General features: G+C 61.5%; 23 protein-coding genes, 1 pseudogene and 1 riboswitch. Of the genes and pseudogenes, 12 read left to right on the forward strand and 12 right to left on the reverse strand.

The genetic code is table 11. From position 1 onward, the window contains the following. Positions 1-185 precede the first annotated feature (185 nt). Positions 186-563, reverse strand: coding sequence for a SecDF P1 head subdomain-containing protein (locus KKY_RS01335; protein ID WP_014129474.1), 378 nt, complete (start codon positions 561-563; stop codon positions 186-188). Between the two features lie 50 nt (positions 564-613). Further along, positions 614-1,039 carry an SAM-dependent methyltransferase gene (locus KKY_RS01340; RefSeq protein WP_014129475.1) on the reverse strand — a complete coding sequence of 142 codons (426 nt, stop codon included), beginning with the start codon at positions 1,037-1,039 and terminating at the stop codon, positions 614-616. Between the two features lie 109 nt (positions 1,040-1,148). Here KKY_RS01340 and KKY_RS01345 point away from each other — a divergent pair, with 109 nt between their 5' ends. Continuing rightward, positions 1,149-1,598 (forward strand): RrF2 family transcriptional regulator, encoded by a 450-nt coding sequence (locus KKY_RS01345; protein ID WP_014129476.1) that lies wholly within the window; start codon positions 1,149-1,151, stop codon positions 1,596-1,598. Positions 1,599-1,702: 104 nt separating this feature from the next. Here the strand turns inward: KKY_RS01345 and KKY_RS19865 are convergent. Both KKY_RS19865 and KKY_RS01360 read right to left on the reverse strand, forming a co-directional pair. Beyond that, a pseudogene (locus KKY_RS19865) lies at positions 1,703-2,472 on the reverse strand (IS5 family transposase). A 319-nt stretch (positions 2,473-2,791) separates the two neighbouring features. After that, positions 2,792-3,682, reverse strand: a complete 891-nt coding sequence (locus KKY_RS01360; RefSeq protein ID WP_014129479.1) for a MurR/RpiR family transcriptional regulator — start codon at positions 3,680-3,682, stop codon at positions 2,792-2,794. 264 nt (positions 3,683-3,946) lie between these two features. Here KKY_RS01360 and KKY_RS01365 point away from each other — a divergent pair, with 264 nt between their 5' ends. From KKY_RS01365 to KKY_RS01380, 4 genes are all read left to right on the forward strand, one after another. Further along, positions 3,947-4,732 carry an ATP-binding cassette domain-containing protein gene (locus tag KKY_RS01365; RefSeq protein ID WP_014129480.1) on the forward strand — a complete coding sequence of 262 codons (786 nt, stop codon included), beginning with the start codon at positions 3,947-3,949 and terminating at the stop codon, positions 4,730-4,732. Positions 4,733-4,745: 13 nt separating this feature from the next. Then, positions 4,746-5,729 carry an ABC transporter permease gene (locus KKY_RS01370; protein ID WP_014129481.1) on the forward strand — a complete coding sequence of 328 codons (984 nt, stop codon included), beginning with the start codon at positions 4,746-4,748 and terminating at the stop codon, positions 5,727-5,729. An 81-nt stretch (positions 5,730-5,810) separates the two neighbouring features. Continuing rightward, positions 5,811-6,713 carry a sugar ABC transporter substrate-binding protein gene (locus KKY_RS01375; RefSeq protein WP_014129482.1) on the forward strand — a complete coding sequence of 301 codons (903 nt, stop codon included), beginning with the start codon at positions 5,811-5,813 and terminating at the stop codon, positions 6,711-6,713. A 272-nt stretch (positions 6,714-6,985) separates the two neighbouring features. Continuing rightward, complete coding sequence (locus KKY_RS01380; RefSeq protein ID WP_041528973.1) at positions 6,986-8,098, forward strand: Gfo/Idh/MocA family protein; 1,113 nt, start codon at positions 6,986-6,988, stop codon at positions 8,096-8,098. Here the strand turns inward: KKY_RS01380 and KKY_RS01385 are convergent. Further along, positions 8,095-9,060, reverse strand: a complete 966-nt coding sequence (locus KKY_RS01385) for a DMT family transporter (protein ID WP_014129484.1) — start codon at positions 9,058-9,060, stop codon at positions 8,095-8,097. The two genes, KKY_RS01380 and KKY_RS01385, sit on opposite strands and share 4 nt — an antisense overlap. 100 nt (positions 9,061-9,160) lie before the next feature. Further along, a riboswitch (FMN riboswitch) is annotated at positions 9,161-9,308 on the reverse strand. A gap of 428 nt (positions 9,309-9,736) precedes the next feature. Continuing rightward, positions 9,737-10,633, reverse strand: coding sequence for a LysR family transcriptional regulator (locus KKY_RS01395; RefSeq protein ID WP_014129486.1), 897 nt, complete (start codon positions 10,631-10,633; stop codon positions 9,737-9,739). Between the two features lie 99 nt (positions 10,634-10,732). On the opposite strand from KKY_RS01395, the gene KKY_RS01400 reads away from it, so the two are divergent. Then, positions 10,733-12,229 (forward strand): CoA-acylating methylmalonate-semialdehyde dehydrogenase, encoded by a 1,497-nt coding sequence (locus tag KKY_RS01400; RefSeq protein WP_014129487.1) that lies wholly within the window; start codon positions 10,733-10,735, stop codon positions 12,227-12,229. 31 nt (positions 12,230-12,260) lie between these two features. Here KKY_RS01400 and KKY_RS20770 read toward each other — a convergent pair whose 3' ends face one another. The 3 genes from KKY_RS20770 to KKY_RS01415 are packed head-to-tail and all read right to left on the reverse strand — an operon-like array spanning position 12,261 to position 14,379. Next, positions 12,261-13,142, reverse strand: coding sequence for a hypothetical protein (locus KKY_RS20770; protein ID WP_014129488.1), 882 nt, complete (start codon positions 13,140-13,142; stop codon positions 12,261-12,263). After that, positions 13,142-14,026 carry an ABC transporter ATP-binding protein gene (locus KKY_RS01410; protein WP_014129489.1) on the reverse strand — a complete coding sequence of 295 codons (885 nt, stop codon included), beginning with the start codon at positions 14,024-14,026 and terminating at the stop codon, positions 13,142-13,144. Before KKY_RS01410 ends, KKY_RS20770 begins: the two co-directional genes overlap by 1 nt. Next, positions 14,023-14,379 carry a GntR family transcriptional regulator gene (locus KKY_RS01415; RefSeq protein WP_014129490.1) on the reverse strand — a complete coding sequence of 119 codons (357 nt, stop codon included), beginning with the start codon at positions 14,377-14,379 and terminating at the stop codon, positions 14,023-14,025. Before KKY_RS01415 ends, KKY_RS01410 begins: the two co-directional genes overlap by 4 nt. Before the next feature lie 120 nt (positions 14,380-14,499). On the opposite strand from KKY_RS01415, the gene KKY_RS01420 reads away from it, so the two are divergent. After that, positions 14,500-16,344 (forward strand): monovalent cation:proton antiporter-2 (CPA2) family protein, encoded by a 1,845-nt coding sequence (locus KKY_RS01420; protein WP_014129491.1) that lies wholly within the window; start codon positions 14,500-14,502, stop codon positions 16,342-16,344. A gap of 6 nt (positions 16,345-16,350) precedes the next feature. Here KKY_RS01420 and KKY_RS01425 read toward each other — a convergent pair whose 3' ends face one another. Further along, on the reverse strand, positions 16,351-17,448 hold the full coding sequence (locus KKY_RS01425) for an ATP-dependent DNA helicase (protein ID WP_014129492.1): 1,098 nt from the start codon (positions 17,446-17,448) through the stop codon (positions 16,351-16,353). Between the two features lie 112 nt (positions 17,449-17,560). On the opposite strand from KKY_RS01425, the gene KKY_RS01430 reads away from it, so the two are divergent. Together KKY_RS01430 and KKY_RS01435 are read left to right on the forward strand one after the other, a co-directional pair. Beyond that, positions 17,561-18,103: a DUF924 family protein gene (locus KKY_RS01430; protein ID WP_014129493.1), complete on the forward strand. Its 543-nt coding sequence runs from the start codon at positions 17,561-17,563 to the stop codon at positions 18,101-18,103. 35 nt (positions 18,104-18,138) lie between these two features. Then, complete coding sequence (locus KKY_RS01435; RefSeq protein ID WP_014129494.1) at positions 18,139-19,464, forward strand: DUF3422 family protein; 1,326 nt, start codon at positions 18,139-18,141, stop codon at positions 19,462-19,464. On the opposite strand, the gene KKY_RS01440 is transcribed toward KKY_RS01435, so the two are convergent. Further along, a complete protein-coding gene (locus KKY_RS01440; RefSeq protein WP_014129495.1) occupies positions 19,461-20,378 on the reverse strand; it encodes a sugar kinase in 918 nt (305 codons plus the stop codon). The two genes, KKY_RS01435 and KKY_RS01440, sit on opposite strands and share 4 nt — an antisense overlap. Positions 20,379-20,411: 33 nt before the next feature. Continuing rightward, on the reverse strand, positions 20,412-21,293 hold the full coding sequence (gene ppk2 / locus KKY_RS01445) for a polyphosphate kinase 2 (RefSeq protein ID WP_420850719.1): 882 nt from the start codon (positions 21,291-21,293) through the stop codon (positions 20,412-20,414). 79 nt (positions 21,294-21,372) lie between these two features. Between ppk2 and KKY_RS20220 the strand changes: the two genes are divergently transcribed. From KKY_RS20220 to pstC, 3 genes are all read left to right on the forward strand, one after another. Further along, on the forward strand, positions 21,373-22,638 hold the full coding sequence (locus tag KKY_RS20220) for a sensor histidine kinase (RefSeq protein ID WP_041528976.1): 1,266 nt from the start codon (positions 21,373-21,375) through the stop codon (positions 22,636-22,638). 232 nt (positions 22,639-22,870) lie between these two features. Further along, positions 22,871-23,902, forward strand: a complete 1,032-nt coding sequence (locus KKY_RS01455; protein ID WP_014129498.1) for a PstS family phosphate ABC transporter substrate-binding protein — start codon at positions 22,871-22,873, stop codon at positions 23,900-23,902. 111 nt (positions 23,903-24,013) lie between these two features. Further along, positions 24,014-25,390 (forward strand): phosphate ABC transporter permease subunit PstC, encoded by a 1,377-nt coding sequence (pstC, locus tag KKY_RS01460; protein WP_014129499.1) that lies wholly within the window; start codon positions 24,014-24,016, stop codon positions 25,388-25,390.

The following is a 25,390-nucleotide window of genomic DNA, read 5'->3' on the forward strand; positions in this document are numbered from 1 at the left end:
ACAGACAAACCCTCCCTCGACCCGGCGCAACCGCCCGATCTCGGCATTGGCTTGTGCTGCTTGTTTTTCCCCGCGCGGTGATCGAACGTTGCCGGCGCGTGTTCGTTCCGGGTGGCGCGCCCGCTATGAGGAACAATCAAGTTTGTCTGTGTCAGGGGTGCAACAGGCCCGGCCTGGCGATGAGCCTATGGCGTGCCTGTCCGGACTTCGAATGTCGCGCCCGAAGCGATCCGCTCCGCCATGGCTTCGACCTCCGCCTCCGAGAAATCGCCTGTGATCCGCAGGGACCCCTCGAGAATTGGTGACTGCACGCGAGGCGATGTCAGGATTTTTCCATCCAGCACGACATCGAGAACCTCCGATAGGTGCCGCACGGTCAGGTCGCCGAAGGTCTTGGCCGACCCGGCCTCGAGCCGAATGTCGAGCACCGGCCTGCCGGTCTGCCCGTCGACCGCCATTGCGGCCTCCTCGATGTCCAGTACTAGCGTTTCGGCAGCCGATGCCGTGGCAAAACCCATGCTCGCCCAAAGACCGAGAACGAGGGAAAAAACAATCTTGCGCATGACAATTTTGCCTCCTTCCGTCCCAGCGATACGGCATGCGCCGGCCCCACTCAATCCCTTTGAACCCATTGGGCGGCTTTGCCATCGATATAGAGCTGGCCATTGGCCCCCAGGGCCCGCGCAATCGCCGCGCGCGCCTTCTCGCCCGCCTGCGGGTGCCGGCCATCCAGCGCCCCGACGCGCACGGCCACGACAAGATCGAAAGGCGCTTCCTCGGTCCTCAGCGTAAAATCCTCGATCGCGCTTTGCCGGAAGTCGAGAACGTCCGAAGCCATTTCCGGCGCCGATCCGGCCCGCGCCAATGCGATTGCCTTGGCCGAGCGGTCGATGCCCACCACCTTGCCCGCCCCGATACGTCTTGCCATTTCCCGCGCCATCGCGCCCGGCCCGCAGCCGATTTCCAGAACCCGCATGCCCTGCCTGAGCGGCAATGCGTCCACAATCGCCAGCAGTCGTGCTGAAATGTCCTGTGCCATGCCCGCCTCCCAATGGTGCCACGATGGTGCCTTGCGCAACTGCGCACAAGGGGTGCCAATTGACGCGGCAAGGGCCGTCGCGCTAGGTCTGTGCCGAGAGGTAAAGCCCATGCGCACCGACAACCGGCTCTCCCGCATGCTCCATGTCCTTGTGCACATGAGCAATCAGAAGGGCGCCGCTACATCAGAAACCATAGCCAAAATGCTCTCGACCAATCCAGTGGTCGTGCGCCGCACCATGGCCGGCCTGCGCGAGGCGGGCTATGTGACCTCGTCCAAGGGCCACAATGGCGGCTGGGAACTGGCGACGCCGCTTGAAAAGATCACGATGGCCGATATCTACCGTGCGCTGGGTTCGCCCGAAATGTTCGCGCTGGGCCTTGCCAATGACGATCCGAAATGCCTGATCGAAAAGGCCGTCAACGCCCGCATAGGCGAAACCCTTGCCGCCGCCGAAGCCATGATCGTCGAGCAATTCGGATCGATGACCCTGGCCGAGATCCGCGACGATTTCGAAAAAGGCATGGCCGCTCTTGCGCACGCCGAGCGTTGCGGCTGAGACAGCGGGACGCTGGATAGTCTTTTTGCGCGACCTCCCTTCGCTTCTCCGGCGAAAGCCGGAGCCCATCAGAGGCCCGCACCCCCCTTAGGCTGAATCGACATTCATCGCATCCAGAGCAGAGCGGCTGCGATCTGCAGGAAGCCGAGGAAGTGGGCTGCGCGCCGGTCGAAGCGTGTGGCGATGCGGCGGAAGTGCTTTAGCTTGTTGAAGCATCGCTCGACGGTGTTTCGCATCTTGTAGGCTTCGAAGTCGTAGACGATGAGCTGTTTTCGGGTCGGGTTGCACGGGATCACCGCCTCGGCCCCCATCGCCGCGACCATCGCTCTGATGGCGTTGGAGTCGTAGGCTTTGTCGGCCAGAACACGGCGCGGCGACAGACCTCCGAGAAGCGCCGGGGCGAGCGGCGCGTCACCGCGCTGGCCCGGCGTCAGGATCAGCTTTAGCGGACGGCCCAGAGCGTCGACCGCCATGTGGATCTTGGTGGTCAGTCCTCCTCGGGAACGCCCCAGAGCCTGGTCCCCCCTTTTTGGCCGCCGCCCTTGCCGGTGGCCGCCTGCTGGTGAGCGCGCACAAGGCTGGAGTCCAGGCTGACATACTCATTGTCCGGATCACGGATCAGATGCGTGAACACGCGCTCCCACACGCCGGCCTTGGCCCAGCGGGTGAACCTCTTGTGGACCGTCTTCCACTTGCCGTACCGCTCGGGAAGATCGTGCCAGTGCGCCCCGGATCGCAAAACCCAAAGCACGCCGTTCACGAAGGTCAGGTTGTCAGCGCCCGATCGCCCCGGATCGCCGGGCTTGCCAGGAAGCAAGTCCTTGATCCGGTCCCACTGCTCGGGGCTCAGTTCGTAGCGCTTCGGTCGCGACATGGCGGGGCTCCAGAAAACGAATCTGGAGCCCTATGAATCATACGTCGCCTGCCTTCGTGAACCCCTGAATGTCGATTGACCCTAGAGCGTGTCTAGCAAAAGTGGAAACGGTTTTGCGGTTCGGACACGCGATAAAACAAAGGCTTAGAGCCAAGGATTTGATTCAATCAAATCCTGGACGGCTCTAATGGCGTGGCAAGGCCGCAGGGTTCCCGATTGCGCCGGTAACAGCGATGGCGTGAGGGGCCACTATATTGCCTTTGTCACGACCGTCATCCCGGACTGGATCCGGGAGCCGGTAACCGGCAGCACCGGCGGGTTATCTATCCGACTTGCCCACTCTTTGCTTCTCCGGTCCCGCCTTCCGCCTGTCGGCCAGCGCCACGGTCAGAGCCATGGCCAGCGTCATGGTCGCGCTCATCGAGCGGAAGCCTTCGAAATCGGCCTCCGCCACCTCGAACCAGGCTTCGGCCTGCGAGGCGAGGGGGGAAAAGATCGAGTCGGTGATGGCCACCACCTTGGCGCCCGCCTCGCGCACTTGCGTCGTCAGGGCCACCGTTTCGCTGGCATAGGGCGTAAAGCTGATGGCGATGGCGGCATCCTTGCCGCTGGCGAAATTGGCCTGTTCGGCGGCCAGCCCGGCCACCGCATCGATAAGAATGGTGCGAATGCCCAGCTTGCCCATGGCATAGGCCATGTAGGAGGTCACGGGAAACGAGCGCCGCAGCCCGATCAGATAGACCGTTTCGGCGTCCTGGAGGGCGTCCAGCGCCCGCTCGAACACCGCCGGGTCGTGCCGCGAGGTCAGCGCCGATATCGAGTGCAGCGAGGCTTCGGCAAATCCCTCGAGGATCATGGAGGGGCGCGGTGAGCCTTCCCCGTGCTCGCGCAATTGTGCCATGCGCTCGTCATAGCCGAGCACCTGGTCGCGCAGCCGCGAGCGAAACACTTCCTGAAGGTCCGAAAATCCCTGATAGCCCAGCGCCTGGGAAAACCGCACAAGCGTCGAGGGCTGGACATGGGCCTTGGCGGCGATCGAGGCCGCCGTGCCGAAGGCGATCTCGTCGGGATTGTTGAGCGCGTACTGGGCCACCTGGGTGAGCCGGCGTGGCAATTCTTCCCAGCGCGCCAGAACCCTCTCGCGCAGCGCGCCGAAATCGCGCGGCACCTCTATCTGTTCGGTGCTGTCCATGCCTTTTGAGCGCCCCATGATCCGTTTCTCCTGACCTTATCCCCGCCGGGCCCGTTCCATCTACACTCGCCCCTCACTTGTCCCCGGCATTCGCGCCGCAGCGTTTTTCGCGCGCCGAACGCACAAGAACTGCTTTTTTTCACATCGCCGACCCCGTTTTTCGCGTCATGCGCCGCGATTGGGTCTTGACGTATCCTGCACGAAATGGAATAAACATTCCACAAATATAAATGAGTGCATCAAGCATTCTATTTTGTGGCTGCAGGAGGAGGGGAGAGGGAGATGGCCGAAACCGGCACGGCACTTCTCGAAGCGCGCGGCATCGCCAAATATTTCGGCGCCATCACCGCGCTGGACGACGTCAATTTCCACGTCGATCACGGCGAGGTGCTGGGGGTCGTGGGAGACAATGGCGCGGGCAAATCCACGCTGATGAAAATCCTCTCCGGCCTCTACCAGCCCTCGAAAGGCGAGCTGATTTTCGATGGCCGCCCGGTCCATTTTTCCAGCCCCAAGGACGCCCGCGGCAAGGGCATCGAGATGGTCTATCAGGACTTCGCGCTGGCCGGGAACATGCCCATTTACGAGAACATCTATATGGGCCGCGAGCCGGGCAGAAGGCTCGGCCCCCTCACCATCATCGATCACAAAAAGGCCCGCGAGATGGCCCAGTCCCATCTCGACAACCTCCACATCCACGTCAAATCGGTGTCCCAGAACACCGAGGATCTTTCGGGCGGTCAGCGCCAGGCGGTCGCCATCGCCCGCGCCACCGCGTTCGACGCCCAACTCGTCATCATGGACGAACCGACAGCCGCCCTTGCCATCAAGGAAGTCGGCAAGGTGCTCGACCTCATAAAACGGCTGAAAGATCATGGCGTTGCGGTGATCGTCATCTCGCACCGCATGGACGATATCTTCTATTGCTGCGACCGGGTCATGGCCCTCTACCAGGGTGCCAATTTTGCCGAGAGCCAATTGAAGGACACCTCCCGAAACGAAGTCATCGGCTGGATCATGGGCACCAAGGGGCACACCGAATCCCTGGCCCATGACAGGCTGAACTAGGGGAGGGCGGCCCATGTTCTACAACCCCAGGCTCTCGAAATTCCTCGAAACCTACGGCATCGTTCTCGTCGTCATCGTGATGATGGCGGTCATCGCCCTCTCGCGCCCCGAAGTGTTTCTAACGCCCCAGAATCTCACCAATATTTTGAAGCAGAACGCCACTCTCGCGCTGGTCGCTTTGGGCATGTTCGTGGTCATCGTCACAGCCGGGATCGACCTTTCGGTCGGCTCGACAATGGCCCTTTCCATGGTCACTCTGGCGCTGGCCAGCCGCATGGGCCTGCCCTGGCCGGTGGTGCTCATGGTCGGTCCGTTGGTCGGTATCGCGGTGGGTGTGGTCAACGGGGTGGGACTGACATGGCTCAAATTACCCCATCCCTTCATCATGACCCTCGGGACCCTCAACGCGGTGCGCGGCATCGCTTATCTGGTAACCGACGGCGCCCCGATTTCCGGCCTTCAGGACGAGGTTCGTTACCTTGGGCAGGCCTATTACGATCTGGGCATCTTCGCTCCGCCCGCCGGCATTCCCGCCAGCCTGATCGTTGTCGCGGTCTGCGCGATAGGCCTGTGGTTCTTTCTCGAAAAAACCAGCACCGGGCGCCACATCTACGCCATTGGCGGCAATCCCCAGGCTGCTCGCGTATCGGGCGTCAATGTCGATAAGGTTCTGGTCCTGGTTTACGTCATTTCCGGCTTCATGGCCGGGCTGGGCGGGCTGTTATTGGCCGGGCGCACGGATTCGGGCTTTCCCAATGCCGGTCTGATGCTCGAACTCGATGCCATCGCGGCGGTCATCATCGGCGGCGCCTCGTTCTTCGGCGGGCGCGGCACGGTGCTCGGCGTTCTGGCCGGCGTGCTCATCATGGGTCTGCTGCGCAACGGGCTCAATATCAACAATGTCAGCTCCTTCTGGCAGATGGTGCTGATCGGCGTCGTCATCATCTTCGCGGTCTGGATCGACGTGATCCGCCGCAGGGCGTCGGTCAGACGATAGGGTTTACGGCCGGCCCGGTGCGCTCCAGCCGGACCGGTCGACGATCAAACGGAGACTGGTCGAAAAGGGAGGACCACGAAAATGAAAGCAGTGCTTCTGGCATCCATAGCGCTCGGCGCCATGACCGTCGGCGCTCATGCGCAAACCTATGTTCTCGGTATGAAAGGCCCTGGTGCGGGCAATCCGTTCTGGGCCGCCGTTGAGGCCGGTGCCATGGCGGCCGGGGAGGAGCATGGCGTCGAGGTGATCGTCGTCGCCCCGCCCCAGGAATCCGACGTTCAGGCCCAGATCAACCAGATCGAGGATCTGATCGCCCAGGGTGTCGACGGGATCGCGCTGGCTCCAACCGATCCCAATGCGCTCGCCCCGGTGGTCGATTCCGCCATCGCGCAGGGCATTCCGGTGGTGTTCGTCGATACCCGCGGCACCAATGAGGGCGTCTCCTTCATCGGCACCAACAACGAGGTTGGGGCAGCGCTTGCGGCCCAATACATGTGCGAAAACCTCGAGGAAGGTGCCGACGTCGCCATCCTGCAGGGCCTCATCAGCCAGTCCACCGGCCAGGCCCGCGCCCAGGGCGCCCATGACGGCCTGACCGAATGCGGCCTCAACATCGTCGCCGAACAGCCCGCCAACTGGGATCGCGCCATGGGTCTTTCGGTCACCGAAACCATCCTGGCCGGTAATCCCAACATCAAGGGGATTTTCGCCTCGAACGACAACATGGCGCTCGGCGCTGTCGAGGCGCTCAAACAGGCCGCCATGCTCGAAAGCGTCATGGTGGTGGGCTTTGACGCCAATCCCGACGCCGCCAATTCCATTGTCGCCGGCGAAATGACGGCCTCGATCGCTCAGGCGCCCGAGAACATGGGCCGGTTCGGCATCGAGTCCCTTATTGCCCTGGGCAATGGGGAAACCATTGAGGAATGGGTCGATACCGGCACTGTTCTGGTCGATGCGTCCAACGCCGCAGAATACCAGTAATCGGGCCATAAAAGGCGCCCGACTGTGACAAAAGAAAAACGGCGCGACAGAAATCGCGCCGTTTTGTAGCCATTATCCTTGAAACTTGCCCGCCAAGGCGCGTATTCTGACTTCCTTCGCGAGAGCGCGAAGGGCAAGAGCAACCTCCGGCGGTAATATGGGTTTCCCATATTCCGCCGTCTTTTTTTTGTGCATCTGCGATCCGCGTTAAATGGGTCCCGCTGGTGCGGTTCGCAAGCCTGGTGGACCAGATTATTTTAGGGCTGTCTGTCATTACATCACTCGGCGTCGGCCTCATTGGAACCGGCTATATGGGCAAGTGCCACGCGCTGGCCTGGAACGCCGTCGCACCGGTCTTCGGGGACATAGAGCGCCCGCGCCTCGTCCATCTCGCCGAAGCCAATGCCGATCTCGCGGCAAAACAGGCCAAAGCGCTCGGGTTCGGCAAATCGACAGGCGACTGGCGCGAGTTGATCGCCGACCCCGAAGTCGACGTGGTCTCGATAACCACCCCCAATGCCTTCCATCCAGAAATGGCCATCGCCGCGCTTGAGGCCGGCAAGCATGTCTGGTGCGAAAAGCCTATGGCACCGGCCTTTGCCGATGCGGAGCGTATGGCCCAAGCGGCGCGGATCTCCGGTCGCGTGGCCGTGCTGGGCTACAATTACATCCAGAACCCGCTCATCCGCCATATCGGCAAGCTGCTGGCCGAAAGCGCTATCGGCAAGGTCCATTCGGTGCGTGTGGAAATGGACGAGGATTTCATGGCCGATCCCGCCGCGCTGTTTTACTGGAAGAGCGAAGCCAGCTCCGGCTATGGCGCGCTCGACGATTTCGGCGTCCATCCGCTTTCGATCCTTTCAACGCTGCTTGGGCCTGCCCAACAGGTCATGGCCGATCTCGCCAAACCCTTTCCCACCCGCCCCACCCAGGACGGCAAGGACCGCGAGGTCGAAACTTTCGATATCGCCAATATTCTTGTGCGCTTTGCCGATGGTGTCTCGGGCGCCATCCAGCTCTCCCGCTCCGCCTGGGGCCGCAAGGGCCGCATCGCCATTCAGATATTCGGGTCCCAAGGCACCATTGCCTACGATCAGGAGCGTATGAACGAACTCCAGATTTTCGCCCGCGAGGGCAGGGCCAGCGAACAGGGGTTTCGCACCATCCTGACCGCCCCCATTCATCCGCCCTACGACAAATTCCTCCCCGCGCCCGGCCATGGGCTAGGGTTCAACGAACTCAAAATCATCGAAGCCCGGGAAGTGATGCGCGCCATTTCAGGAGAGACGGCGCACATCATCGATTTCCAACAGGGGCTGGTCATCGAAAAGACCGTACATGCCATCGCGCACAGCCATCGCGATGGCTGCTGGGTACGACTTTAAGCCATTTGCAGCCGGCCTGGTGTTGCCCGGCGCTCGCTCCACAAAATAAAGCTCGACGCGCCAAGGATCAAAAGCGCGCCCGGCCAGAACCATATCGCCGGCACCTGCGAGAGCACGACCCAGCCCAACAGCGTATTGAGCGGCAGTTTGAGATCGTCGAACGGCTGCAGATAGGTGGCGTCGGCCACCTTGTAGGCAAAACTCAGGAAATACTGCGCCCCGGCCGTCACAAGCCCCAAGAGCACGATCAGCATCAACGGATCGCCCAACGGAAGTTGGAAATCGAACCCTGTCGCCAGTCCTGCCGGCAACGCACCCGTCGGCAGCACCGCAACGGCGATGCCGACAAGCAACCCGATCAGGAAGTGATTGGGCGTAATCAGCACCAGCATGTAAAGCGTGAGCGATTCAGGCTCTTCGTCGCGGCTGAGATAGCGCGTGATCACCGAAACCGAACCCCAGCACAGCGCCGCGAGAACGGGCAAAAGCGAGGCGAGAGTGAATTGCTCGGTGCCGATCTGTGACACCATGACGGCCCCGACAAAGCCGGTGATCGTCGCCCCCAGCCGCTGCACGGTCAGCCGCTCGCCCAGAAACAGCGTTGCCCCGATAAGGATGAAGAACGGCCCGGTCATCGACAGCGCCACCATCTGCCAGACCGGCACGCCGAGCGCGAACCCGAAGGCAAAGAACTGCACGCCGAGCGCCGAAAGAAGCGCCCGGGTCTCGTGCCAATAGGGGTGGCGCGTGCGCAGCTTTGATATCCCGATCCGCTGGATTAGCGGCAGCGCGAAAAGCGTCGCGATGACATATTGCCAGAACACAACGGCAGTGGAGGGCACGCCCATCTGGTAGGTGATGATCGGGGTCAGAATGTTGGTAATGGCAAAAGTAATGCCGGCCCCGACCATGAATGCGGCGCCCAGAACGGGTGCGTGGGGCAGGGAGGAAATCTGGCTCATCTGTCGTCCTTTCCGTAACCAGTTTCCTCAGGGTTACGGGAGACGACACCATGAGCGCCCCGCATCCCTTCGAGGATAACGGCACGCGACAGGGCGCAATTCCCGTTCTCTCTCATCCGGACTATGACCGTCGGCTTCGGAGTTGCACCGAATCTGCTGACCCTCGCCAGCCTGGCGAGGCGCTCGCGGGCTTCAGCCAAAAGACTGTCACCGCCGGTGGGGACTTTCACCCCGCCCTGAGAACGTAATTTTTAAAACAAAGCGCTCCATCGTGAAACGCCGATGGAGAACTTAGGCGCGATATTGACGCCAATCAAGCGGGCAAAAAGAAAAGGACTGTCCGATAACTCGAACAGTCCTTCCATGATACCGTCACACGGGGTGACTTGAACCGTTGGAACCGTTTGCACCAAGCGGTTCGGAGAGAAAGGGCTACTTCGCCGAGGGCTGCCTCGTCGAAATCACCTCATACCCAAAGTCGCTCCCGCCTGCGCGGATCTCACTAGACATTGGATCACCTCCTTTCGCTTGGTTAAGACCACGATCATGGTGGCCTGATTTCATAACTCTGGCAACCCTGTTTTGCTCCATCGGTTCTGCACGATTGTTTGAGCAGGTTTAAGAAAAATAGGGATTCTCAAAGGCTTGTTGCTGTTCCATACTTCCCCGTCTCGAATCAGGCCCGCCCTGTACGGGAGAAGTCCCTGCGCGCCAGCGACACGGTTTCGGCGATGAAATCGGCCACCACCGAAACCCGCCTGATCGCCCGCACATCTTCATGCATCACCGTCCAGTAGTTCCGCATCAGTCCCAGCTCGGGCAGAACCGGCGTCAATTCGGCATGTCTGTGCGCCAGGAAATCGTGCAGGATGCCGATGCCCGCGCCACCCCTTACAGCCTCGGTCTGGCCGAGTGCGCTCGACACCTCGATATCGGAGCGCCAGGCTTTCCAGATGTCGCGGGCATAATCGAGCGAGGGCGTGAAAATCAAATCCTCCACATAGCCAACAAGACTATGATCTTTCAGATCGGCCACCGTCTTGGGCAGGCCGCGCTGTTTGATATAGTTGGAAGATGCGTAGAGCCCGAGCCGGTAATCGACAAGCTTGCGGCACACAAGCCGTCCCTCGGTCGGCCGCGCCACGGTAATCGCGATGTCGGCTTCACGGCGCGATAGCGAAAAGCTGCGCGGCACCGGCACCAGTTGCACCTTCAGGCCGGGATGCCGGGCCCGTAACTCGCCCAGCCTCGGAGCGAGAAATCCTACCCCGAACCCGTCCGGCGCCCCAATTCTGACGGTTCCCGAGATCGCCGCATCGGTACCCCCGACGACGGTCTGCGCATTGAGTGCTGCTGTCTCCATCAACTCGGCGCGCCCGAGCAGCGCTTCACCCTCGGCGGTCAGATCGCATCCATTGGTGCGCCGCACGAAAAGCCGCGCGCCAATGGCATCCTCAAGCGCATTCAGCCGCCGCGCCACCGTGGCGTGATTGACGCCCAGCCCCCGCGCCGCGGCCAGGATCTGCCCCTCGCGCGCAATGGCCAGAAAGACCCGAATATCGTCCCAGTTCATTTTGCTCTACGATTTTTGCACATCGAATGTGAAAACTATCACGTTGAGCGGACAATAATAGACGTTCATTCTCGCGGGGGAATTTTTGAGGAGCGAGCAATGAAAACCGTCGGACATTTTATCAATGGAGTCCATGCGGAGGGTAAGTCGGGCCGGTTCGCCGACATCTTCAACCCGGCAACCGGCGAGGTTTCAGCCGAAATCGCCCTGGCCGATGCCACCGACCTCGACGCCGCCATCGCTTCGGCCGCGGCCGCGCAACCGGGCTGGGCGGCCACCAATCCCCAGCGCCGGGCGCGGGTGTTCTTTCGCTTCGTCGCTCTCGTCAACCAACACATGGACGAATTGGCCGAACTGCTTTCGGCAGAGCACGGCAAGACCATCGAGGATTCCAAGGGCGACATCGTGCGCGGCATGGAGGTCGCAGAATTTGTCTGCGGCATACCCCATCTGCAAAAGGGTGAGTTTACCGAAGGGGCAGGGCCGGGGATCGACATGTATTCCATGCGCCAGCCGCTCGGCATCGGCGCGGGCATCACCCCGTTCAACTTCCCCGCCATGATCCCCATGTGGATGTTCGCCCCCGCCATCGCGGCGGGCAATGCTTTCATCCTCAAACCATCCGAACGCGCGCCCTCGGTCCCCATGCGGCTGGCCGAGTTGATGATCGAAGCGGGCCTGCCCGCCGGCATTCTCAATGTCGTCAATGGCGACAAGACCGCCGTCGATGCCATCCTTTCCCATGATGAGATTGCCGGGGTGAGCTTTGTCGGCTCCACACCCATCGCCCGACATATCTATGCAACCGCCGCTGCCCACGGCAAGCGGGTGCAGGCCTTCGGCGGCGCCAAGAACCACATGATCGTCATGCCCGACGCCGATATCGAAAAGGCCGCCGATGCGCTGATCGGCGCCGGCTACGGCTCGGCGGGCGAACGCTGCATGGCGATTTCCGTTGCCGTTCCAGTGGGTGAGGAAACCGCCGACCGGCTGGTCGCGGCCCTGGCGCCCCGCGTCGAAAGTCTCAAGATCGGCCCCTATACCGACCCCGCAACCGACCTCGGCCCGGTCATCACCAAATCGGCGCAGCAGCGTATCCTATCGCTCATCGACAGCGGCAAAGCGCAAGGCGCCGATCTCGTCGTCGATGGGCGCGGCTTTTCCTTGCAGGGATACGAAGACGGCTATTTCGTCGGCGGTACGCTGTTCGATCGGGTCACCCCGGACATGGACATCTACCGCGAGGAGATTTTCGGTCCGGTGCTTTCGGTGGTGCGTGCCTCCACCTATGAGGAGGCCCTGTCGCTGCCGCTCAGGCACCCCTATGGCAATGGCGTTGCGATTTTCACCCGCGATGGCGATACGGCCCGCGATTTCGCCTCGCGCATCAATATCGGCATGGTGGGCATCAACGTGCCCATCCCCACCCCGCTCGCCTATCATTCCTTCGGCGGCTGGAAGGCCTCTTCCTTTGGCGATCTCAACCAACACGGTACGGATTCGATAAAATTCTGGACTCGAACCAAGACCGTCACCGCCCGTTGGCCCTCCGGGCTGAGGGAGGGAGCCCTGTTCTCGATGCCGACAATGGCATGAAAAAGGGCCGTCCCTCAGGACGGCCCTTCGTTCAGGTCAGGATATATCGCCTGCGATATTCACTCGCCGCGTAGATGAGGACCACCGCAACCGCGATCCCACCGGCAAGTTGGATCCAATCGATCCCGGTCAGCATGAGGGTGGCCAGTTCAAGTCCGTTCCAGGGCTGCCCGGCCAGCCAGTAGCCCTCGAAATCCAGTCCCTCGAAACTCAGCTCGAACCGCTGCGTGATGAAGGACCAGAAGGCGCCGTCCTGCAATATGTTGCGCATCACGACCCGTTCGAACAGCCCGATCACCGCCGGTATCAGGAAGGCCAGCGGAATGGCCCAGCGCTTGAAGATGGTGCCCAGGAGCCCCACCCATGCCAGGAACGGCAGATACCAGAGCAGGGCAATGGCAAACAGCACGATGGCCGAGATCATGATGTTGATCCAGGCGCCCAGCGTCTCCCCGATGGATGGCGGCGCGAACCCGCCGAGGAAATCGCTGGCGATCACCGTCGGCAGATAGGCAATCACCCCTGTGATGGCGAGCGCGAGCAGGATCGCCGTGGGAAACACAGTGAGCGAAGCGGCCACCTTGGAGGCGAAAATCTTGAGGTCGCTTTGAGGCATCGATTTCCAGAACAGCATCGAATTGTTGCGGCTGTCGGCGGAAAACGCATCGCCATAGTAAAAGAACAGCATGATGATCAGATACACCAGCCACCCCGCCGCCCCCAGCGCGAACGCTGTCTCATAAAAGCGCAGCACGGTGGGTAGCGTTCCGCTGAACTCACCCCTGAAATCGGTTCCGAACACAGCATAGATCGCCGCCAGTGATCCGAGCGCCAGCAACAGGATCGGGCCGTAAATGAACGCGCCGCGATGCTCGAGATATTCGCGTTTGATAAGCGCAACGAAGGCCCGCATCAGGCAGCTCCCGCATTGTGGGTTTCACGCTGCATCAGCGCGACGAAAAGGTCCGAAAGGCTCGGGGTCGAAATCTGACCGAGCGGCGCAAGCGTTTCCCGCTCGACCCCGTCAAAGATCATCACCGTCTGGCCGAACCGGCTTTCGGTGAACACCGGGCCCAGCGCCCGGGCCGCCTCGATATGGGCCGGGTCGGCAATCACCAACTGGCAATAGCGGGTGTTGACCGTTTCCATCTGCATATGGACGATCAATTCGCCATCGCGGATGAACATGATGTCCGAGAGCATGAACTCGATCTCGTCAACCTGATGGGTGGTGATCAAGAGCGTACGCTCCTCGGTCATGTAGTCTTCGAGCAGCCGCCGGTAGAACCGCTTGCGATAGGTGATGTCGAGTCCCAGCGTAGGTTCGTCCAGCACCAGAAGCCTGGCGTCGATCGCCATGACCACGGCAAGATGAAGCTGGGCGATCATCCCCTTGGAGAGGTTCTTGATCTTGGCTTCGGGCTTTATGTCGGTGCCCGAGAGAAAATCGCGTGCCTTGTCCTGGGAAAAGTTGGGATGAATGTTGGAAAGCAGCGCGAACAGCTCCCGCACACGCAGGAAGCGGGGCAGGGAGGCGACGTCGGAAATGAACGCAACATCGTTCATCAGCGTGGCGCGGTTGGCGAAGGGGTCGAGGCCCAGCACTTCGATCTTGCCCTCGCACTGGGTCAGGCCCAGCAGCGCATTGAGCGTCGTCGTCTTGCCGGCACCATTGTGCCCGACCAGCCCGTAGATGCGCCCGGCCGGAATGTCGAAATCGAGCCCGTGCAGGATCTCTGTCTTGCCGAACTGCTTGCGCAGGCCGCGTGCGGAAACGATTGGGTTTTCAGCGGTCATTTCTCGTCTCCATCCTTGAGCAAATCGCCGGCGGAAAGCCCGAGCGCCGAAATCCGCGCCGCAATCGCCGGCCAGTCCTCTTTAAGAAATTTGTCTCTTTCATGCGCAAGCAATGCCGCCCGCGCACCCTCGGTCACGTACATGCCGAGCCCCCGGCGCTTTTCGACAGTGCCCATATCCACCAGCGACTGGTAGGATTTGGTCACTGTCAGCGGATTGACCGAAAGATCGGTCGCCACTTGTCGGACGGAGGGCAGGGGATCGCCCTCGTTGATCGCCCCGTTGAGGATCATTTCAATCATCCTTTGCCGGATTTGCAGAAATATCGGTTGGTCGTCGCGCCACTGGGTCATGGGTGCTTCCGTATAGTGTGCTATATAACTAACACACCAATACGCAGCCGTCAATCGCCTTGTGGCCCGCCCCGGTCTGGCATAGCGTAACCGGATACTTTTTATTCCCCGGGGGACAGGATGGCTGGCGAAGCGGCACACGGGTTCGATCTTTTTCCGGTTGTCGGAATTCTGGCGGCGGGCGTGGTCGCGGTTCCCATTTTCAAGCGGATCGGGCTGGGTTCGGTGCTGGGCTATCTGGCTGCCGGCCTGGCCATCGGCCCGTTCGGGCTCGCGGTCGTCACCCATCCCGAGACCATTCTTCACACCGCCGAACTCGGCGTCGTCATGTTCCTGTTCGTGATCGGGCTCGAAATGCAGCCCCGGCGCCTGTGGAGCCTGCGCAAGCAGATTTTCGGTCTCGGAATCCTGCAGGTGGGAACCTGCGCGGCACTGATGACCGGCGCGGGCATCCTGATGGGGCTTTCACCGACCGTTGCCCTGATCGCCGGGCTCGGCTTTGTTCTGACCTCCACCGCCATTGTCTTTCAGGTGCTCGAGGAGCGCGGGGAAATCGCCACCCCGGCCGGTCAGAAAATGGTCTCCGTTCTCCTGCTTGAAGATCTGGCCATCGTTCCGCTTCTCGCGCTCGTCGCCTTCATTGCGCCACAGGCCGAGACGGTCACCATGGGCCAACGCCTCACCGATATCGCCATCGCCGTCGGCGCGCTGGTCGCCCTCGTGCTGGTGGGGCGCTTCCTGCTCAATCCCCTGTTCCGCATCCTGGCCAACGCTCATGCCCGCGAGGTGATGACCGCCGCGGCCCTCCTCGTGGTGCTCGGCGCCGCGCTGGCTATGAACATGAGCGGGCTTTCCATGGCCATGGGGGCTTTCCTGGCCGGTGTGCTGCTCTCGGAATCGACATTCCGTCACCAGCTCGAAGCGGACATTGAGCCGTTCCGTGGCATCCTGCTGGGCCTGTTCTTCATCGCCGTCGGCATGTCGCTCGATCTTGGCGTCATCGCCCAGAACTACCCGTTCATCATCATGGCCGTCGTGGTCTATATGGCTGTCAAATTCGCCGGCATTTACGGTATTGCGCGGCTGTTGCGCTCCAGCCATGGCGAGGCGTTGGAGCGCTCGGTGCTCATGGCTCAGGGCGGCGAATTCGCCTTCGTTCTGTTTTCCGCTGCACTGGGCGTGGGCATCCTGGATGCGGAAATGAACGCCATTCTCACCACCACCGTCATTGTCTCGATGGTCCTCACCCCAATCGCGATCATCGGCATGAACCGCATTATGCCGCGCGAGACGCCGGACCTCGATGGTGTCGAAATCGCCGATGGGCTGGCCGGCACGGTCCTCATCATCGGCTTCGGCCGCTTCTCCCAGATCGTCAGCCAGCCACTCCTCGCCAAGGGCGTGGACGTCACGATCATCGATAACGACGTCGAAATGATCCAGGCGGCGGCCCGCTTCGGCTTCAAGATCTATTATGGCGACGGCACCCGTCCCGAAATTCTCCATGCCGCCGGCGCATCGACCGCCACGGCAATTCTGGTCTGCATCGACAAGCCCGCGGACGCCACCCTGATTGCGGCGCACGTTAAATCCGAATATCCGCTTGCACAGCTCTATGTCCGGGCCTTTGACCGCGAGCACGCCGTCGATCTCGTGCATCTGGGCGTCGACTACCAGATCCGCGAAGTGCTCGAATCGGCCTTTGTGTTCGGCTACGAAACCCTGGTTGCCTTGGGCGTCGACGAACAGGAGGCCGCCGATATTCTCGAGGAGGTGCGTGAACGCGACAAGGCGCGGTTCGAACTCGATATCGCCGGTGGGTTGAGCGAGGGGGCCGCACTCATGCTTGGCAACGCGGAAGGCCCACGGCCAACACCCTCGTTTACGCCTCGCCGCAAAGGCTCCGCTATAAATCCCGAGGCCGCCGAAATCCTGCAAAACGCCGAAGTCGCCGAAAGCCAATGAAAGTGCTCATCGCACGACGGTTATCCGCTCGGCCGCCCGCGTGATGCCCGTATAAAGCCAGCGCTGCGCCTCGTCGCGGAACACGAAGCTCTCGTCGAACAGATACACGCTGTCCCACTGGCTGCCCTGCGATTTGTGAACGGTCAGGCAATAGCCATAGGTGAATTCATCGTATTGCCGGCGCAACTGCCAGCTCATTTCCGCGTCCTCGCCGGTAAAAAAGCTCTGATGCGCGCGCACCTTGGTTTGCACTGACGTCCTGTCGGCTTCCTCGGGATCGATGGTCATTTCCAAGGTGCCGCCCGCCCGTTTCCTGATCGAATTGAGTGTCCAGATCTGTCCGTTCAGCAGCTTTTTCTGCGGGTTGTTTCTCAGGCACACCAGCCGATCGCCCTTGACCGGAATATCGGTGGGCAGGCCCTTTAATTCCCGAATGCGGTTATTGTAATCGAGCCGCGTCTTGTTGCGTCCCACCAGCACCTGATCGGCATCGAGCACTTCGGCCTGATCGACCTCGCGGCGCGAGACCACCTTGCTCTCGCCATAGGTGCCATAGTCGAGCCAGCGGCCTTCGCGGATATCGAGAGAGAGCCTCACGATCGGGTTGTCCGCCGCCTGCCGGTGAATCTCGGTCAGCATCACGTCGGGGTTCTGCGCGGTGAAAAAGCCCTCGCCCTGCACCGGCGGAAGCTGGAATGGATCGCCCAGCACCAGAACCTTTGTGCCGAATGAGAGCAGGTCGGTGCCCAGCACCTCATCGACCATCGACACCTCGTCGATAACGATCAGATCGGCATCCGCCGCCGCCGATTCCGGGTCGAGCACGAAACGCGGCTCGCCTTCCTTTTCGGAAATCCGCGTATAGATCAAAGAATGGATGGTCGAGGCGCCTTTGCACCCGCGCTTGCGCATCACCAGCGCGGCTTTGCCGGTAAACGCTGCATATTTGACGGTCTTGACGTCCTGGGCCAGATGTCGGGCCAACGTCGATTTTCCCGTGCCCGCCCAGCCGAACAGCCGGAACACCTGCGGCGCGTTCTCGTCCTTGAGCCACGCGGCCACGGCTTTGAGGGCCTCATCCTGCTGGCTGGACCAAGCGACCATTTGTGAGACACACTCCAAGACGATCAGGGGGAATCAGTTCCCCGCCAGTATTGCCGGGCAAACGCCTCGGCGAAACCCAAAATGCGAACAAAACGAGATTGGAGACGGGGTCATGCAGGCACAGGAAGTTCTCGACTTCTGGTTCGTGGAACATGGGCCCGAGGACTGGTATTCGGGCGATCCCGAATTCGATGCCCGCTGCGCGGCCAGGCTCAGCGACCTTTATGAAAGAGCCATACGCTGCGAACTCTGGTCGTGGCGCGAAACTCCAAAGGGCCGGCTGGCCGAGATCATCCTGCTCGACCAGCTATCGCGTCAGTTCAATCGCGGCAGCGCCAAGGCGTTTGCCTCGGACACAATGGCCCTTGCGCTGGCGCAGGAGATCGTTGCGCGCGGGCTCGATGCCGAGCTTTCGGTGCATGAAAAGCTCTTTGCGTACATGCCTTACCAGCATTCGGAATCCCTTCTTGTCCAGGAAGAATCGTTGAGACTGTTCCGCGCGCTGGGCGATGACCAATACCTGCCTTATGCGCTCGAACATCACGATATCATCGCCCGCTTCGGCCGGTTCCCGCTGCGCAATGCTGCCCTTGACCGCACATCGACGCCCGAGGAACTGGCCTATGTGAAAGAGCGCGAAGGCAAGGCCTATTAGGTCAAAAGCGCGCATCACACCAAAGGTGCATGGGTATGGCTTTTGAGAGGGCGTACGATACGGCGACCCTGTCTCAAGGCTCGGAAACAATGTGCGCTGCCCCAATAGCTGACCATCCCTATCGCGAGGCGGTTCTGGCCGAACTGCATGCGCGTCCCGTCGAACTCGTTGCGCCCAACATGCGGGTGCGGCGCCTTGTGCTGACCGTGCCCAACCGCTCGGGCGGCATGCGCAAGGCCATGGAGGAATTCCTCCAGTTCGCGGCGCGCAATGGCCATGCGGTCAAGGACGATGGCAGCCGCCAGTACCAGTTCACCACACCCGAACGCGTGGCGACCTGGGAGTTTCACACCGAGTTCATCACCATCACCTGGTATGCGGCGCTGACCGATCTCGAGAACTGGCCGCAAGATATCGGCCTGGATGCCTTGGGTGAGGCCGAACTGGTCGGCGCCATGCGGGTCGATCTTATGGACGAGCCCGAATTGCCCGAGAGGGTGTTCCCCTCGTTCCGCCCCACAAGCCTGTGCCTTGTCGCCGTCGAATATGGCAATGCCCAATTGGCCACCGATTTCGTGCCTGACAAGGACAAGTTCGTCCGGTTCGAATTTGCCGCCGGAAAGCTCTCGCCGCTGCGCCGTGCCATCACCCTGCGCCGTATTCTCGAAATCGAGACCTACCGCAACATGGCGCTTCTGGCCCTGCCGCTGGCCCGCCGGACCGGCCCCGATCTAAGGGCTGTTGAAATGGGCCTGACCGATGTGATGACCGATCTTTCGGCGGTCGAAACCACCGATGCGGTGCAGGACCGCCTCAAGAGCCTGCACGCGCTGGCCGTGCGCTCGGGACAGATTTCCGAACAGCTCAATTATCGCTTCGCCGCCGCCTACGCCTATGGAGCGATCCTTCGCAACCGGCTCGAAAAACTGCGCGAGACCACGCTGGGGCAGGGATCCTCGCTGTCGAGCTTCATCGGCAACAGGGTGGAGCCGGCGCTTGCCACCTGCGCGGCCATGGACAAGCGGCTCGCCGTCCTGCTTGAAAAACTGCAGCGGGCCGTCGAACTTCTCAATGTGCGCATCAGCCTCGACATGCAGATCCAGAACAAGTCGGTGCTCGAAACCATCGCCGAAACGGCCCGCAGCCAGTTCCGGCTCCAGCACACGGTCGAAGGGCTCTCGACCATCGCCATCACCTATTATCTGATCGGCATTTTAGGCTACGCGCTGGCCGGCCCGCTCGAAGCGACGGGTTGGAGCAAGACGCTTGCCATCTCGATCCTCTCGCCCATCGCCCTTGTCGCCGTGTTCTTCGGCCTCCGCGCCATCCGGCGGGGCTTCGACAAGGGTTCAAAGCACTAGCCAGCTTTCCCGAGTGCTTCCTTCGGGATCAACGCCCCATGATGGCCGATGACCACGGCGGCGGTGGCGTGCCCGGCCTTGGTCGCATCCTCGGGGCTGGCGCCGCCCAGGCGCGCCGCCAGATACCCGCCATTGAAACTGTCGCCGGCCCCTGTCGCATCGACCACGCTGGCGACTTTTCTTGCACCAACGCGCCACTCTCCCTTGCGCATCACGACAAGCGCCGGATCGGCGCCGTTCTTGACCACGACTTCCTCACAGCCTGCCGCCAGATAGCGCCGCGCGGTCGCTTCGTCGTCCGCATCGCCGAAATAGGGCACCTCGTCCGCATGCGTGGGCAAGACGATGCTTGAAACCCTTGCCGCTTCCGTCAGCGCATCGACAACGCTCTGGTTGTCGGCCCAGAGGGCAGGCCGGATATTGGGATCGAAAGCCACGATGGCCCCGGCTGCCCGCCGCGCGCCAACCGCTTTAATCAGCCGCGAGCGGGCTTCGGGCGCAAGAATGGCCAGCGTGATGCCTGAAAAATAGATCAGTTCGGCATCGTCCAGCGCCCCCTTGAGCGCCGCCGCATCGTCGGCCAGCAGCTTTGCCGCCGATGTATCGCGCCAATATGTGAAATGGCGGTCTCCATCGGCCTGATGGATCATGTAGAGCCCGGCGCGCTTACCCTTGATGGTGCGGATCGCGCCGGTATCGATGCCCGTTCCTGCGATGAACTCAACCATCTGGCGCGAATAAAGATCGTCGCCCACGGCGGTCGCATAGCGCACCGTCCAGTCCGCATCCATTAGCGCGTTGAGGTAATAGGCCGTGTTGAGCGTGTCCCCGGCAAAACCCTGCCTGTAGGTGCGATCCTCGCCCCCGCTCATTTCGATCATCGCTTCCCCGATGGAAACTGCTGTCCGGCTCACGCGTATCCTCCCCGTTTTGCGCTCCGCAATAGCCTATCCGGTCTTGGCGAGAAACCCCTCGGGCGACATGACGATCTTGTGGTCGATTTCCCCGATCGCCGAAAAGTCCTTGTCGGCATAATCGATGGGCCAGAGAACCGATTGGATCGCGGCGATCCGGGCGCGCTTCTTGTCATTGGCCCGGATCAGCGTCCACGGCGTGTCCGGCGTATCGGTCGCCACGAACATCTTGTTGCGGGCCTTTGTGTATTCATCCCATTTTTCGAGCGCCTTGAGGTCGACCGGTGAGAGTTTCCATATCTTGAGCGGGTCGTGCTGACGGTCGTGGAAGCGCTTGAGCTGCATTTCGCGCCCGATCTCCAGCCAGAACTTGAAAAGGTGAATGCCCTCCTCGGCGATCATGCGCTCGAAGGGCGGCGCCTCGTGCAGGAAGTTTTCGGTCTGGGCCGGCGTGCAGAACCCCATGACCGGCTCGACCACGGCGCGATTGTACCAGGAGCGGTCGAACAGCACGATCTCGCCGCCAGATGGCAGATGCGTAACATAGCGCTGGAAATACCATTGCGTCCGTTCGCGGTCCGAAGGGACGGGCAGGGCAACGGTGCGCGCATTGCGCGGGTTCAGATTTTCGAGGAACCGCTTGATCGTGCCGCCCTTGCCCGCCGAATCGCGCCCCTCGAACAGGGCCAGAACACGCTCGCCGCTCCCGGCCAGATGGCGCTGAAGCTTGACCAATTCGATCTGCAGGGCGCGCAGATGCTTCTCATAATCCTTGGTCTTCATCTTTTCGTCATAGGGATAGCCGCCGCTGGTCAGCGCGCGATCCTTGACCGCTTCGTCGAGTTCGGGATTTTCGAGGTCGAAATCGTCCATGCAGAGCAAGTCCTCTCCAGCGTTGTATGTCGCAAATGTCATGATCGCGTGCGTGCGGCGCATCATGCCATTGTCATGCACGCGCGATATGGCCATTGTCATGATTGATGATTCATTTGCAATGAGCACAGGACAGAGGGTGAAGACTCGACCCGAGCCGGGCCGGCCGATCGTCATGGCATCGCCTTTGCTGGTCGGCGGAGCGGCCGTGCTTATTGTTCTGGCATTGGCCGTGCTGGGCAGGCTTGCGCCGCTCGATTCGGGCGTGGTGATTCTGGCCATTGGCGCCATCACCGCCATTGCAATGCGGGCCTCTTTCAATTCGGATGCGCAAACCGAGCAGGTCGCCTCGGTCGGGAGCATCGACGGCGCCGTTGAACGGTTTTCCGATATTCTCACCGAGCCCTGCCTGATCATCAATGAGCGCGCGGTGTTGATTTATCGCAATCCTGCGGCGCTCAAACGGTTTCCGCGCGCCAGGACAGGCGACCCTCTGGCCTTCACCCTGCGCGACCCCGATCTCGTCGAAGCGATCGACAGGGCCATAGCGACGGGCGCGGCGCAAGGCACCGAACTGCACATTCCCGTTCCCAACGAAACCTGGTATCGCGCCTCCGTGGTTCCCTATCGACCCGAGGAGGACCGCAGCTTTGTCGCGATCACGCTTTACGATTTCACAGAGCAGAAGCGCACCGACCGCATGCGCGGCGATTTCATCGCCAATGCCAGCCACGAATTGCGCACCCCGCTGACCTCGCTCATGGGGTTCATCGATACATTACAGGGGCCAGCCGCAAAGGATGAGGCGGCGCGAGGCCGGTTTCTCGGCATCATGCGCAGCCAGTCCGAGCGCATGTCGAGCCTGATCGACGACCTGCTTTCGCTCTCGCGCATCGAATTGCGCCAGCACGTTAAACCGACCACAGAGGTCAACCTCAACCTGTTGCTGCGCGAGGTCGCAGAGACCCTCGAGCCCAAGATCGAAGCGGCCGAACTTGTTCTCGATCTCAAGCTGCCCGATGAACCCGTGACCATCATTGGGGACAGGCAGGAATTGTTCGAGGTGGTTGAAAACCTCGCCGACAACGCTATCAAATATGGCGGAGACGGAGGGCGGGTCGAAATTGCCCTGGTCGCCGGGGCCAGCCGTTCGGGCGCCCATCACGCCATTACCGTGACCGATTTCGGCGCGGGAATCGCCGAGGAACACGTGCCGCGCCTCACCGAGCGCTTCTATCGCGGCGATGCGGAAGCCAACCGCAAGAAAAAGGGCACGGGCCTGGGCCTGGCCATCGTCAAGCACATCGTCGCCCGCCATCATGGCCAGCTTTCCATACGCTCGAAGCTGGGCGAGGGGACTCGCGTGGAAATCCTTCTGCCCCGCTGAGCATTTACCCTGTCATAAACGTCACCAATGCGCGGCTTCCCACAGGGAGCGGTGCAATTTCGCGTGTAGTTTCAATTGCTTGAAATGTCATCCAACTGTCACGCAAACGACATAGAACCTTTAGCTGCCGGTCCTAGTTTGCCCGTGTTTTCGAGGTGGGGCCGAAACTTTCGGTTTCATCAAACCCAGGGGCAAATGCCCGGACGCTTCTGACACAGAGGAAGAGCACATCATGAAATCCGCACTTTACGCAGGCGCAGCGCTCGCTGTGGTCGCCGCCTTTGGCGCAACCGCCGCTCAGGCCCAGACTCGCGACACCATCCAGATCGCCGGTTCCTCCACCGTTCTGCCGTTCTCCTCGATCGTGGCCGAAGAGTTCGGCAATGCCTTCCCCGACTACAACACTCCCAACGTTGCCGGCGGCGGTTCGGGCGGCGGCAAGCGCCAGCTTTGCGAAGGCGTCGGTGAAAGCACCCTCGATATCGCCAACTCCTCGTCCAAGATGAGCGCCAGCGAGTTGGAAGGCTGCCATGCCAATGGCGTCGACGACGTTCGCGAAGTCATTTTCGGCTTTGACGGTATCGTCTTCGCAACCGGCATCGACCAGGGTGATTTTGCCCTCGATCCCGTGCACCTTTACAACGCCATCGCCGCTCAGGTTCCCGTCGACGGCGAACTGGTCGACAACCCCTACACCAACTGGTCGGAAATCGACGCTTCGCTGCCCGATCAGGACATCTTCGTCGCCATTCCGGGCACCAACCACGGCACCCGCGAAGTCTTCGACGAACGCGTGCTCGCCCTCGGCTGTGAAGAAGCCGGCCTGCCGGAAATGGAAGAAGAAGCCATGGAGGCTGCCTGCCTCACCCCGCGCCAGGACGTTGTGGTCGAGATCGCCGGTGACTACACCGAAACTTTGGCCCGCCTGCAGTCCAATCCTGAAGCCATCGGCGTGTTCGGCCTGTCCTTCTACGACCAGAACCGCGATACGCTCAAGGTTGCGACCGTCTCGGGTGTCGAGCCCTCGCTCGAAACCATCGCTTCGGGCGAATACCCGATCTCGCGCCCGCTGCAGTTCTACGTCAAGGGCGCTCATGTCGGCGTCATCCCGGGCATTGAAGACTATGTAGCCTTCTTCCTGTCCGAGCAGATGGCCGGCGCGGGCGGCACGCTCGAAGCTGCTGGTCTGGTTCCTGCCGACAGCGATTTCCTCGCTGCTCAGCTCGACGCCTTCAACAATGGCGATCAGTATCAGCCGCAGTAATCGGCTCGCAAAACAGGAAGGTCCCGGTCTTGTCCGGGGCCTTCCGTTTCTGGCTTTATAGCCTTAACGGGGGCGTGAGAGCCCCAGCCTGTCTGGAAGGACCAGTCCGCCGTGAACGCTTTCGTCATCGCAGCCCTTCTTCTGGTTCTTCTCACCATATCCTATCAGGTCGGCTGGTCGCGCAGCCGCAGGCTTGCAGGTGCGAGCAGCGAACGCTTGCATTCGCGCCCGATCTACCACGGCGTTCTTGTTGCCCTTTTCGCGCTTCTGCCGGCCATCGTCGTTCTCGGCCTTTGGGCGCTGTTCAGCGGCTCGGTTTCGCGCGCATTCATTTTGGCGCAATTGCCCCCCGAAACGGCCCAGCTCTCCCAGGTTCAGCTTCAGGCCGCAATCGGCAGGGTCCAGGCCATCGCCACCGGGTTCGGCGTGGCCGGAGAGCCGGCGCCCGAGGAAGTGGCGGCCGCGCGTGCCTTTGAAACCTTCCAGCTCGTCTCCTTCCTTGCCGTGATCGGCGCCGCTGCCGCCCTGGGCGCTGGCGCCCTTTTCCTGGCGCAGCGCCGTATCGGCCTGCGGCTCCGGGCGCGCACCGAGGTCGAAATCGCCGTACGTATCGGGCTGATTGCCTGCTCCACCGTTGCCATCCTGACGACCATTGGCATCGTTCTGTCGCTTCTGGCCGATGCGCTGCGGTTTTTTTCCTTCATAAACCCGCTCGAATTCTTTTTCGGCACCACCTGGAACCCGCGCTTCCAGTCGACCGGTACGGGCTCGGCTGGTGAATATGGGCTGCTGCCGCTCCTTTGGGGCACGGTGATGATAAGCCTGATCGCCATGCTGGTCGCTGTGCCCATAGGGCTGATGTCGGCGATCTATCTGTCCCAGTACGCCCATGAGCGCGTCCGCAATGTGGTCAAGCCCATCATCGAGGTGCTGGCCGGCATCCCCACCATCGTTTACGGCTTTTTCGCCCTTGTCACCGTGGGCCCGTTCCTGGCGGGGGTCGGCGATGCCGTCGGGCTCGATATCAACGCGACCAGCGCGCTGACGGCCGGTGTGGTGATGGGCATCATGATCATTCCGTTCATCTCCTCGCTCAGCGACGACATCATCGCCCAGGTGCCGCGCGCTATGCGCGATGGTTCGCTGGGCCTTGGCGCCACTCAGTCCGAAACCATTCGCAGGGTTCTCCTGCCGGCCGCGCTGCCAGGGATCGTCGGGGCCATCCTTCTCGCCGTCAGCCGGGCCATCGGCGAAACCATGATCGTGGTGCTGGCCGCAGGCAACAGCCCGGTTCTGCGCTTCAATCCTGCCGAGCCCACATCGACGGTGACCGTGAGTATCGTCAACCAGTTGACCGGCGATGCCGATTTCACCAGCCCGCAATCGCTTGTGGCCTTCGCGCTCGGGCTGACCCTGTTCGTCATGACCCTGCTGCTCAACGTTCTGGCCCTCTACATCGTCCGCAAGTTCAGGGAGCAATATGAATAG

The organism is Pelagibacterium halotolerans B2 (genome assembly GCF_000230555.1).
GTDB lineage: Bacteria > Pseudomonadota > Alphaproteobacteria > Rhizobiales > Devosiaceae > Pelagibacterium > Pelagibacterium halotolerans.